The sequence below is a fragment of the Pseudomonas sp. FG98 genome, from assembly GCF_057808595.1.
Genome location: NZ_JBMDIJ010000023.1, coordinates 1 through 12153 on the forward strand (window position 1 = coordinate 1; position 12153 = coordinate 12153).

The following is a 12153-nucleotide window of genomic DNA, read 5'->3' on the forward strand; positions in this document are numbered from 1 at the left end:
GTACTCGGCGGCCTGTGGCTTCATGGCTGATCTGAAGTTGTGTAGATACCTATGCTCATCGCTGGCAAGCCAGCTCCCACAATTTCTGCGGCGACTCTCATCCTGTGGGAGCTGGCTTGTCGGACCGCCGCACCGCAGCGATGAGGCCCTTCCAGACAGCGAGAGTTTCACGCCCTTTTGACAGCACACTGACAATCCCCCTCCTAGACTTTCCCCATCATGCGGAGAGTGTTGCGATGCGGCGGTATTGGATTTTTGCAGTGTTGCTGCTGGCCGGTTGCCAGTCGACCCACCAGCAGTTGCTCGAACAGGGTTATCCACCGGCCTACGCCGATGGCTTCCGCGACGGTTGCGGTAGTGGCCGCCAGGCGGCCGGGGTGATGGCGGGAGAATTCCGCAAGGACGTACCGCGCTACCTGCACGAGCGCCAATACGAAACCGGTTGGGACGACGGCTTCCGCCAGTGCCAGGCGATGCGCCAGAGTCAGGACCAGCAGAACTACTACAACCGTCACTGGGACGAACGGGAAGAACAGTGGCAACAGGAAAAGGACCGCGACGCCGCCAGGGCGTATCGACGCTGAACAGGTCGCAATCGGACATCCATTGCAACCGCGACGCTGTCAGCATGGTCTTCTGGCAAAGGAGACCTTCATGAGCCGAGCATTCGTCAACGAAGACCAGGCCGCCAACCAGGCCAGCCAGCCGGTCGAGCGCAGCATCAGCGATCAACCCAACTACGTCACCGCCCGCGGACTCGCCGAGCTTCAGCGACGGGTCGGCGAACTCAATCGCCTGCGCAGCGAGCTGCTCGCCCAGGGCGAACGGGGCGACAAGCAACGCCTGGCCGATACCGAACGCGACCTGCGCTACTTCAGCGCGAGGCAGCAGAGCGCCCAGGTAGTCCCTGCGGCAACTTCAAGGGAAAAGGTGCAGATCGGCAGCCGGGTCACCTACGTCGACACGCAGGACAACGAGCACCGGGTGCAACTGGTAGGGGAAGACCAGGCCGACATCGCTGCCGGCCTGGTCAACTGGGGTTCCCCGTTGGGCCGGGCGCTGCTGGGAGCGGCACCCGGTGACGAGGTAGTGTGGCGACGACCGGCGGGAGATCAGATGATCGAGATCGTCACCATCGAGCCTGAGCCCGAAACTTAAACCACGCCCTGGGCCAGCATGGCATCGGCGACTTTCACGAAGCCGGCGATGTTGGCGCCCTTGACGTAGTTGATGCGGCCGTTTTCCTCACCGTAGTGCACGCAGGCATGGTGGATCGACTGCATGATGTTGTGCAGCTTGCTGTCCACTTCACCGGCGGTCCACAGCAGGCGCATGGCGTTCTGCGACATTTCCAGGCCGCTGACTGCCACGCCACCGGCGTTGGAGGCCTTGCCCGGAGCGAAGAGGATGCCCGCTTCGATGAACAGGTCGACCGCTTCCAGGGTGGTCGGCATGTTGGCGCCTTCGGCTACGCAGATGCAGCCGTTGGCCAGCAGGGCACGGGCGTCGGCCAGGTCCAGCTCGTTCTGGGTCGCGCATGGCAGGGCGATATCGCACGGCAGGCTCCATGGGCGCTGGCCGGCACGGAACTCCAGGCCGAACTGGGTCGCCAGCTCGCTCAGGCGACCGCGCTTGACGTTCTTCAGCTCCATCAGCGCGTTCCACTGCTCGTCGGTCAGGCCGGCTTCAGCGAACAAGGTACCTTCGGAGTCGGACAGCGAGATCACCTTGCCGCCCAGGTCCATGACCTTGCGCGCGGCGTACTGGGCAACGTTGCCCGAGCCGGAGATGGCCACGCGACGGCCGTCGATGCGCTTGTCTTCACGCTTGAGCATTTCCTCGGCGAAGTACACGCAGCCGTAGCCGGTGGCTTCCGGACGAATCAGGCTGCCGCCGTAGTTCATGCCCTTGCCGGTCAGCACCGATGTGAACTGGTTGGCCAGGCGCTTGTACTGGCCGAACATGAAGCCGATTTCCCGCGCGCCAACGCCGATATCACCGGCCGGCACGTCGAGGTCGGCACCGATGTGGCGGTACAGCTCGCTCATGAAGGCCTGGCAGAAACGCATCACTTCAGCGTCGCTCTTGCCCTTCGGATCGAAGTCGGAGCCGCCCTTGCCGCCGCCCATGGGCAGGGAAGTCAGGGAGTTCTTGAACACCTGCTCGAAGGCCAGGAACTTCAGCACGCCGATGTTCACCGACGGGTGGAAACGCAGGCCGCCCTTGTACGGGCCGATGGCGCTGCTCATCTGGATGCGATAGCCGCGGTTGACCTGGACCTTGCCCGCGTCATCGACCCACGACACACGGAACAGCACCGCGCGCTCGGGCTCGACCATGCGCTCGAGGATGCCGGCGTCGAGGTAGTGCGGGTTGGCTTCAAGGAAAGGCCACAGGCTGCGCAGAACTTCTTCGACAGCCTGGTGAAATTCGGGTTGGGCAGGATCGCGCTGTTTCAGGCGCGCGAGGAAGTGATCGACAGATTCAGTCATGAGTAGACATCTCACCGAGGGAGTTGGACTTTTTGGTTTTTTCGGGACTTTACCAAGAAGCAATCGCACTGGAATAGGGCGAAATGTCGTTTTTATGAATTTTTTTGGTGCATTTCTATAAGTGTATACACAAAGCTTCAGGCCAAGCCCAGACCTGTGGGAGCCGGCGTTGCCGGCGATGGAGCCAACACCAGGCTGAATTCCAGGCACAAAAATGGGGCCACCAAGGGCCCCATTCCTGTGCATCAATAACCGGCCTTACTGGGCCAGCTTCTTGTGCCGTACCCGGTGCGGCTGGGCAGCAGCTTCACCCAGGCGTTTCTTGCGGTCGGCTTCGTACTCGGTGTAGTTGCCTTCGAAGAACACCGCCTGCGAGTCATCCTCGTAAGCCAGGATGTGGGTGGCGACGCGGTCCAGGAACCAGCGATCGTGGGAAATCACGATGGCGGCGCCCGGGAAGTCCAGCAGGGCTTCCTCCAGCGAACGCAGGGTTTCCACGTCCAGGTCGTTGGACGGTTCGTCGAGCAGCAGGACGTTGGCGCCCTCTTTCAGGGTCAGCGCCAGGTGCAGACGGCCACGCTCACCACCGGACAGGTCCTTGACGAACTTCTGCTGGTCGCCGCCCTTGAAGTTGAAGCGACCAACGTAGGTGCGCGACGGGATCTCGTAGTTGCCGATGCGGATCTGGTCGGAACCGTCGGAGATCTGTTGGAACACGGTCTTGTTGCCGTCCAGGTCCTCGCGACTCTGGTCGACGCAGGCCAGTTGCACGGTTTCGCCGACTTCGATGCTGCCGGAGTCCGGTTGTTCCTTGCCCATCAGCATGCGGAACAGGGTCGACTTACCCGCACCGTTACCACCGATAACGCCGACGATCGCGCCTTTTGGCATGACGAACGACAGGTTGTCGATCAGCACGCGATCGCCATAGCCCTTGGACACGTTCTTGAATTCGATGACCTTGTCGCCCAGGCGCGGACCGGCCGGGATGTAGATCTCGTTGGTCTCGCTGCGCTTCTGGAATTCCTGCGACTGCATTTCCTCGAAGCGGGCCAGACGGGCCTTGGACTTGGACTGGCGGGCCTTGGCGCCTTTGCGCACCCACTCCAGTTCTTCCTTCATGGCCTTCTCGTGGGCCGACTGCTGCTTGGATTCCTGGGCCAGACGGTCGGACTTGGCTTCCAGCCAGCCCGAGTAGTTGCCCTCGTAAGGAATGCCGGCGCCGCGGTCGAGTTCGAGAATCCAGCCGGCGACGTTGTCGAGGAAGTAACGGTCGTGGGTGATCGCTACCACGGTGCCCGGGAAGTCGTGGAGGAAGTGCTCCAGCCAGGCGACGGAGTCGGCGTCCAGGTGGTTGGTCGGTTCGTCGAGCAGCAGCATGTCCGGGGCGGACAGCAGCAGGCGGCACAGGGCGACACGGCGTTTTTCACCACCGGACAGGTGCTCGACCCTGGCGTCCCAGGCCGGCAGGCGCAGCGCATCGGCGGCAACTTCCAGCTGGCGCTCGAGGTTGTGGCCATCGCTGGCCTGCAGGATGGCTTCCAGCTTGGCCTGCTCGGCGGCCAGCTTGTCGAAGTCGGCATCCGGCTCGGCGTAGGCGGCATAGACCTCGTCCAGGCGGGCCTGGGCGTCCTTGATCACGCTGACCGCTTCCTCGACCACTTCACGCACGGTCTTGGACGGATCCAGCTGTGGCTCCTGGGGCAGGTAGCCGACGTTCAGCTCCGGCATCGGGCGGGCTTCGCCGTCGAACTCGGTGTCGACGCCAGCCATGATCTTCAGCAGGGTGGATTTACCCGAGCCGTTCAGGCCGAGGACGCCGATCTTGGCGCCCGGGAAGAACGACAGGGAGATGTTCTTGAGAATTTCACGCTTGGGCGGAACAACCTTGCTCAGCCGGTGCATGGTGTAAACGTATTGAGCCAAAATGCGGACCTCGCTCGAATCGTTGGAAAAGCCCCGTCAGCGGGACAGGGCTGGACAAAACCGGGTCTCGAGGGCGGCGGCCTGCGCCGGCATCGCGCCTCGGGTTACGGATAAATCGGAACCGCCAAGGTTACCCGAAGTGGACGCCGCCGGGCAGGGGCTCGCCGCCAGAGGCGATGTCACAGCGGCGGGCAAGCGATCGACGGAGGGTGGCGCAGTGACGAACAGGGCTGGCACTTTGCCACAACTCAGGGCATGCTAGCCGCCCTTCGGGCGTCCGGCTTATAGTGCGCGCTGCGACGACCAAGCCAGCCATACCGCAGGAACACCGTTTGACCGATCTCACTCAGCCGTCTTCCTCGCGCAAAGCCACCGCTGCGTCGGGTCAGTCCCTGCGCGGCTCGCTGAAGGGTGCCCTGGCGATCCTGGTCCTCTTGTTGCTGGGCCTGCTGTTCTGGCAGACCTTCGATCAATACCGCCATACCCTGGCCGATCGCCGCCAGCACAGCATCGATGCCAGCGCCGAACTGGCCGACCGGCTCAACCTGAGCCTGGCCCTGGAGGCCGAAAGCACACGCAACCTGCTGCCCCCTGGCGCCACGCCGCCCAGCGCGGACAGCCTGCCGTCCCTGTTCAGCCGCCTGCACCAGCGCCTGCCCGCCCTCGACAGCGTCGCCTGGCTCGATAGCGATGGCCGCATTCTGCGCGACAGCCTGGACGCGTCCCCCGACCAGGCCGAAATGAGCGAACTGCTGCGCCTGAACCATGACCAGGACCACCATTTCAGCAATGCCAAGGGCAATGCCTTCGTCTACCTGCTGCTGCGCCAGGGCGACGAAACCAACCGCGGCTACTGGCTGCTGCGCTTCGAACCGGCCTGGTACCAGCAACTCGCCGAGCGCCTCGAACACGCCGCCCACCCGCAATGGAAACTGGAAAACGGCCAGACCGCAGAGGTCATCAGCGAGCATCTGGAAAGCCACCCGGCGCCGTCGGCCAATACCGAACAGGCCCCGCTGCAAAGCGTGATGCTGGCCTTCATCGATAACAGCGACTGGCAACTGCGCGGTTTCCACGACGACGAGCGCAGCCGTCGCGAACTGCTCCCGGCGCTGGTCGGCAAGGCCATGCTCGGCCTGCTCTGCGCCCTGCTGCCGCTGCTGGCACTGTTCAACATGCGCCGGCGCAACCTGATGCTGCAGGCCGGCCGGCGGCGTTATCAGGACATCTTCGAAAGCACCGGCGTGGCCCTGTGCGTGCTGGACCTGTCCGGGCTCGACCCGATTCTCGATCGCCTGCGCCTGCGCAGCCGCTTCGAACTGGAGCAGCGCCTGGAGGCCGACCCGGCCTTGCGCGACCTGCTGCTGCGCGAGCTCAAGGTCACCGAAGTCAACCAGGTCGCCCTGCAACTGCTCGGCGTCGATTGCAGCGAAGGTGCCTGGCGCCATCTGATCGCCGGCAATGCCCTGGAAAACGGCGGTGTCGGCGTGCAACTGGTGGCCGCCCTGCTGGATCGCCAGGCGCGCCTGGAACTGGAAGTGCGCCTGCCCACCGAGCACGGCCTGGAACAGCACCTGTGGCTGATGGTGCGCTTCCCCGAGCAGCGCCGCGACTACCAGGCGGTGATCCTCAGCATCAGCGATATCACCAGCCGCAAACGCGTCGAACTGTCGCTGCTGGAACGCGAGAGCTTCTGGTCCGACGTGGTGCGTACCGTGCCGGACCAGCTCTACGTGCAGGACGTGCAGAGCCTGCGGATGATCTTCAGCAACCGCCACCTCGGCCAGACCCTGGGCTACGAGCGCCACGAGCTGGCACGCATGGGCGAGTTCTTCTGGGAAATCCTCCTGCACCCGGAGGACGCCGAGCTGTACCGCGGCCTGCGCCGCCAGCAACGGGAAAGCGGCTATGTCGAGCAACTGCACTGCCAGTTGCGCTTCCGCCATCACGACCAGCGCTGGCGCCGCTACGACATCCGCGAACAGGTGCTGACCCGTGACGCCGCCGGCAATGTCACGCGCATCATCGGCGTGGCCAAGGACGTCACCGACCAGCTCGAAGCCAGCGAGTCCCTGCGCGACAGCGAGCAGCGCTATCGCATGCTGGCCGAGAGCATCAGCGACGTGATCTTCTCCACCGACGACCAGCTACACCTGAACTATGTCAGCCCCTCGGTGCGGGCGGTGCTGGGCTACGACGTCGACTGGATCTTCAATAACGGCTGGCAGTCGACCATCGCCAACCCGGCGCAGCTGGCCGGGCTGTACACCCTGGTCGAACGGGTCAACCGCGCCCTGGGCGATGCCGAGCAACTAGCCGCACTGCGCACCCAGGTGCCGACCCAGTTGTTCCTTTTCGACTGTTTGCGCGCAGATGGCCGCAAGATCCCCATCGAATTGCGCCTGGTGCTGGTGTGGGACGAGCACGACCAGTTCGGCGGCATCCTCGGCGTCGGCCGTGACATCAGCCAGCAGCGCCGCGCGGAAAAAGACCTGCGCATGGCGGCCACGGTATTCGAGCATTCCACCTCGGCGATCCTGATCACCGACCCGGCCGGCTATATCGTCCAGGCCAACGAAGCCTTCAGCCGGGTCAGCGGCTATGCCGTGCGCGACGTGCTCGACCAGGTGCCGAGCATGCTCACCGTCGACGGCCAGCAGGATTCGCACCTGCGCTACGTGCTCAAGCAACTGCACCAGCGCGGCAGCTGGGAAGGCGAAGTCTGGCTCAAGCGCCGCAACGGCGAGCATTACCCGGCCTGGGTCGGCATCACCGCGGTGCTCGACGACGAAGGCGACCTGGCCAGCTACGTGTGCTTCTTCACCGATATCAGCGAGCGCAAGGCCAGCGAACAGCGCATCCACCGCCTGGCCTACTACGACGCCCTCACCCACCTGCCCAACCGCACGCTGTTCCAGGACCGCCTGCACACCGCGCTGCAACAGGCCGAGCGGCACAAGTCGTGGGTGGTGCTGATGTTCCTCGACCTCGACCGCTTCAAACCGATCAACGACTCCCTCGGCCATGCCGCCGGCGACCGCATGCTCAAGGACATGGCCGAGCGCCTGCTCGATTGCGTCGATGACGACGACACCGTGGCGCGCATGGGCGGCGACGAGTTCACCCTGCTCCTGCAACCGCGGGCGACCCGGGAAATGGCGCTGAACCGGGCCATCCACGTGGCCGAGCAGATCCTCTCCAGCCTGGTGCGACCGTTCGTCCTGGAAAATCGCGAGTTCTTCGTCACCGCCAGTATCGGTATCGCCCTCAGCCCGCAGGACGGCAGCGAGCTGAGCCAGTTGATGAAGAACGCCGACACGGCGATGTATCACGCCAAGGAACGCGGCAAGAACAACTTCCAGTTCTACCAGGCCGACATGAACGCCAGCGCCCTGGAGCGCCTGGAACTGGAAAGCGACCTGCGCCACGCCCTGGAGCAGAACGAATTCATCCTTTATTACCAACCGCAGTTCAGCGGCGACGGCAAGCGCCTGACCGGCGCCGAAGCGCTGCTGCGCTGGCGTCACCCGCAACGCGGGCTGGTGCCGCCGGGCGAGTTCATCCCGGTGATCGAGGAGCTGGGCCTGGTGGTGGATGTCGGCGACTGGGTCATCGCGGAGGCCTCCCGTCAGCTCAAGGCCTGGCACCAGGCCAAGGTGCGGGTGCCGAAGGTCTCGGTGAACATCTCGGCGCGACAGTTCTCCGACGGCCAGTTGGGTAATCGCATCGCCAATATCCTCAAGGACACCGGCCTGCCACCGGCGTGCCTGGAGCTGGAACTGACCGAAAGCATCCTGATGCGTGAAGTCCACGAGGCCATGCAGATCCTCGACAGCCTGAAGAACCTCGGCCTGAGCATCGCGGTCGACGACTTCGGCACCGGCTACTCGTCGCTCAACTACCTCAAGCAGTTCCCCATCGACGTGCTGAAGATCGACCGCACCTTCGTCGACGGCCTGCCCGAAGGCGAACAGGACGCACAGATCGCCCGGGCCATCATCGCCATGGCCCACAGCCTCAACCTGGCGGTGATCGCCGAGGGCGTGGAAACCCACGAGCAACTGGAGTTCCTCCGCGAGCACGGCTGCGACGAAGTGCAGGGTTACCTGTTCGGGCGCCCGATGCCGGCCAACCAGTTCGAGGCGCAATTCAGCAACGAAACCCTGTTCATGCTCGAGTAGCCGCCGGATTCAAGCTGCTTGAATCCCATTTGTCCGCCAGATGATCCCCTTTCATATGCCAGACAAAAGTCTATGGGGTAGAATGCCCGCCTATTTCAGCCCGATCCTTGAGGACCGCCATGTTCAGCCGTGATTTGACCATTGCCAAGTACGACGCCGAGCTCTTCGAAGCCATGCAGCAGGAAGCTCAGCGCCAGGAAGAGCACATCGAGCTGATCGCTTCGGAAAACTACACCAGCCCAGCCGTGATGGAGGCCCAGGGCTCGGTTCTGACCAACAAGTACGCCGAAGGCTACCCAGGCAAGCGTTACTACGGTGGTTGCGAGTACGTCGACGTCGTCGAGCAACTGGCCATCGACCGCGCCAAGGAACTGTTCGGCGCCGACTACGCCAACGTCCAGCCGCACGCCGGTTCGCAAGCCAACGCCGCGGTCTACCTGGCCCTGCTGCAGGCTGGCGACACCATCCTCGGCATGAGCCTGGCCCACGGTGGCCACCTGACCCACGGCGCCGCCGTGAGCTCGTCGGGCAAGCTGTACAACGCCATCCAGTACGGTATCGACGGCAACGGCCTGATCGACTACGACGAAGTCGAGCGCCTGGCGGTCGAGCACAAGCCGAAGATGATCGTTGCCGGTTTCTCGGCCTACTCGCAGGTCCTGGACTTCGCCCGCTTCCGCGAAATCGCCGACAAGGTTGGCGCCTACCTGTTCGTCGACATGGCCCACGTTGCCGGCCTGGTTGCCGCTGGCGTGTACCCGAACCCGGTTCCATTCGCCGACGTCGTCACCACCACCACCCACAAGACCCTGCGTGGTCCACGTGGTGGCCTGATCCTGGCTCGCGCCAACGCCGACATCGAGAAGAAGCTGAACTCCGCCGTCTTCCCTGGCGCCCAGGGTGGCCCGCTGGAGCACGTGATCGCCGCCAAGGCCATCTGCTTCAAGGAAGCGCTGCAGCCTGAGTTCAAGGCTTACCAGCAGCAGGTCGTGAAAAACGCCCAGGCCATGGCCAGCGTGTTCATCGAGCGCGGTTTCGACGTGGTTTCCGGCGGCACCCAGAACCACCTGTTCCTGCTCTCGCTGATCAAGCAGGAGATCTCCGGTAAAGATGCCGACGCCGCCCTGGGCCGCGCCTACATCACCGTGAACAAGAACTCCGTGCCTAACGACCCACGTTCCCCGTTCGTCACCTCCGGCCTGCGCTTCGGTACTCCGGCCGTGACCACTCGCGGCTTCAAGGAAGCAGAGTGCAAGGAACTGGCTGGCTGGATCTGCGACATCCTGGCTGACCTGAACAACGAAGCGGTGATCGACGCCGTTCGCGAGAAGGTCAAGGCCATCTGCAAGAAGCTGCCGGTCTACGGCAACTGATTCAGGGCTGAAATGAAAAAACCGATGCCGGGTGACTGGCATCGGTTTTTTTGTGCCTGGAATCTGGGGTGTGGCTGATGGCCTCATCGCTGGCAACGCCAGCTCCCACAGGTATCGCGTGCACCGCAGAACCTGTGGGAGCCGGCGTTGCCGGCGATGAGGCCATCAGCAACACCATCCCTTACTTGGCAGTGAACGCCGAGTAGCTGTTCATCAGGTTGCGATAGTTGGGAATCCGCTGCGACAGCAGGTTGCCCAGCCCTTCGATATCGTTGCGCCAGTCGCGGTGCAGCTCACAGGCCACCGAGAACCAGTTCATCATCTGCGCGCCGGCCTGGGTCATGCGGTTCCATGCCGCCTGCTGCACAGTCTCGTTGAAGGTACCGGACGCATCGGTCACCACGAACACATCAAAGCCTTCCGCCAGCGCCGACAGGGTCGGGAAGGCTACGCACACATCGGTCACCACACCGGCGATGATCAACTGCTTGCGGCCGGTGGCCTTGATCGCCTTGACGAAGTCTTCGTTGTCCCAGGCGTTGATCTGGCCTGGACGCGGGATGTAGGGGGCGTCCGGGAACATCTCTTTCAGCTCGGGAACCAGCGGGCCGTTGGGACCTTGCTCGAAGCTGGTGGTGAGGATGGTTGGCAGGTCGAAGAACTTGGCCAGATCGGCCAGCGCCAGCACGTTGTTCTTGAACTCGTTCGGCGAGAAGTCTTGCACCAGGGAGATCAGACCGGTCTGGTGGTCGACCAGCAGGACTACGGCGTCGTCTTTGTTCAGGCGGTTGTAGGTGGCGTTGGTCATGGCGAAGATCCTTTTGTTCGAGAAGTTTGTTTGGGTGGTTGCCGCTAGGTGTGGCCAGATTAGGGGGTTCTCGAAAAGGGATAAATCGGCTGAAAACGGTATTACTGTCCCGCTAGAGTAGACAATCTGATTGTGGGCCCTGTAGCAGCTATTAGGCCAGCCTGGGCAATGAATGTTGTCAGGTCGGGCGCTATCGCTGGCAAGCCAGCTCCCACAGGGACCGCGTCGAGCACAGATTCTGCGGTCGGCCCAGAACCCTGTGGGAGTCGGCTTGCCGACGATGAGGCCAGCAGTCACAACAACAATCTGCTTGCCTGCACCATAGCGTTTCCCACAGGGCCAGCAGAAGGCTGCGAAATTTACACCTGACTCAACGCCTCGAACCCCGCCCGGATCTTCTCCTCCGGCAACTGGTCGGCGATGAACACCATCACGCTTTCCCGATCCTCGCCTTCGGCCCATTCGGTATCCCAGTCGAAGCCATACAGCTTGAGCACGCCCTGGAACACCAGGCGGCGGTCTTCGCCGGCGATGTTGAGCACGCCCTTGTAGCGCAGCAGTTGCTTGCCGTGTTCCTCCAGCAGTTCGTTCATGAAGTCGCTGAGGCGATCGATGTCCAGCGGCGTGGCGGTGCGCAGCACCAGGCTGGAAATACGGTCCGGCGTGGTCGTGGCTTGCACCGGCCGCAAGCTCATCCCGCCACCGAGATCGGCATTGAGATTGAAGCCGCGTACATCCAGCAGTTCGGCCAGGTCAATCTGGCCGTGATCCACCACCCGCACCGGCGCGCGGCGGTTGATCCGGCCCAGCCGGGCGGTCAGCGCTTCGACCGTCGCCGTATCAACCAGGTCGGTCTTGCTCAGCAGCAGGCGGTCGGCGAAACCGACCTGGGCCTGGGCGATGGCCTGGGTCAGGTGCAGGTCGGCATGAGCGGCATCGACCAGGGTGATGATGCCGTCGAGGATGTAGCGCTCGCGCAGTTCTTCGTCGATGAAGAAGGTCTGCGCCACCGGCGCCGGGTCGGCCAGGCCGGTGCACTCGATCACCAGGCGGTCGAAAGCGATCTCGCCGCTGTCGAGACGCTCCAGCAGGAGGAACAGGGCCTTGGTCAGGTCGGTGTGGATGCTGCAGCAGACACAGCCGTTGGCCAGGGTCATGACCTGCACGGGCTGGTCGCCCAGCAGTTGGGTGTCGATACCGGCATCGCTGAATTCGTTTTCGATGACGGCGATTTTCAGGCCGTGCTCGGCCTTGAGGATATGGCGCAGCAAGGTGGTCTTGCCGGCGCCGAGAAAACCGCTGAGCACGGTCACGGGAATGGGGGACTGCACGGGGAATTCTCCAGACGCTGAAAATGACTGTGGGAGCCCGGT

8 protein-coding genes are annotated in these 12153 nt (G+C 63.4%); 4 read left to right on the plus strand and 4 right to left on the minus strand.

Annotated elements, in window-relative coordinates; translation table 11 throughout:
• The first annotated feature begins 236 nt into the window (after positions 1-236).
• Both ACODSK_RS15785 and ACODSK_RS15790 read left to right on the plus strand, forming a co-directional pair.
• Entirely contained in the window at positions 237-584 is a 348-nt protein-coding gene (locus ACODSK_RS15785) for a hypothetical protein (RefSeq protein WP_489017389.1), read from the plus strand.
• 70 nt (positions 585-654) lie between these two features.
• A complete protein-coding gene (locus ACODSK_RS15790) occupies positions 655-1158 on the plus strand; it encodes a GreA/GreB family elongation factor (RefSeq protein WP_489017390.1) in 504 nt (167 codons plus the stop codon).
• Here ACODSK_RS15790 and gdhA read toward each other — a convergent pair.
• Entirely contained in the window at positions 1155-2492 is a 1338-nt protein-coding gene (gdhA, locus tag ACODSK_RS15795) for an NADP-specific glutamate dehydrogenase (protein ID WP_489017391.1), read from the minus strand. The genes ACODSK_RS15790 and gdhA overlap by 4 nt on opposite strands.
• A gap of 258 nt (positions 2493-2750) precedes the next feature.
• Positions 2751-4418, minus strand: a complete 1668-nt coding sequence (gene ettA, locus ACODSK_RS15800; protein ID WP_489017392.1) for an energy-dependent translational throttle protein EttA — start codon at positions 4416-4418, stop codon at positions 2751-2753.
• A 332-nt stretch (positions 4419-4750) separates the two neighbouring features.
• On the opposite strand from ettA, the gene ACODSK_RS15805 reads away from it, so the two are divergent.
• On the plus strand, positions 4751-8599 hold the full coding sequence (locus ACODSK_RS15805) for a bifunctional diguanylate cyclase/phosphodiesterase (protein ID WP_489017394.1): 3849 nt from the start codon (positions 4751-4753) through the stop codon (positions 8597-8599).
• A 119-nt stretch (positions 8600-8718) separates the two neighbouring features.
• Complete coding sequence (gene glyA / locus ACODSK_RS15810) at positions 8719-9972, plus strand: serine hydroxymethyltransferase (RefSeq protein WP_330073921.1); 1254 nt, start codon at positions 8719-8721, stop codon at positions 9970-9972.
• Between the two features lie 181 nt (positions 9973-10153).
• On the opposite strand, the gene ycaC is transcribed toward glyA, so the two are convergent.
• Positions 10154-10780: an isochorismate family cysteine hydrolase YcaC gene (gene ycaC, locus ACODSK_RS15815; RefSeq protein WP_330078103.1), complete on the minus strand. Its 627-nt coding sequence runs from the start codon at positions 10778-10780 to the stop codon at positions 10154-10156.
• Positions 10781-11139: 359 nt separating this feature from the next.
• On the minus strand, positions 11140-12111 hold the full coding sequence (yjiA, locus tag ACODSK_RS15820; RefSeq protein ID WP_489017396.1) for a GTPase: 972 nt from the start codon (positions 12109-12111) through the stop codon (positions 11140-11142).
• Positions 12112-12153 lie beyond the last annotated feature (42 nt).

Excerpts from the sequence above, each read along its gene's own strand:
- ACODSK_RS15790 (WP_489017390.1), top strand. The coding sequence starts at position 655 with ATGAGCCGAGCATTCGTCAACGAAGACCAGGCCGCCAACCAGGCCAGC.
- glyA (WP_330073921.1), top strand. The coding sequence starts at position 8,719 with ATGTTCAGCCGTGATTTGACCATTGCCAAGTACGACGCCGAGCTCTTC.
- ACODSK_RS15785 (WP_489017389.1), top strand. The coding sequence starts at position 237 with ATGCGGCGGTATTGGATTTTTGCAGTGTTGCTGCTGGCCGGTTGCCAG.
- ycaC (WP_330078103.1), bottom strand. The coding sequence starts at position 10,780 with ATGACCAACGCCACCTACAACCGCCTGAACAAAGACGACGCCGTAGTC.
- gdhA (WP_489017391.1), bottom strand. The coding sequence starts at position 2,492 with ATGACTGAATCTGTCGATCACTTCCTCGCGCGCCTGAAACAGCGCGAT.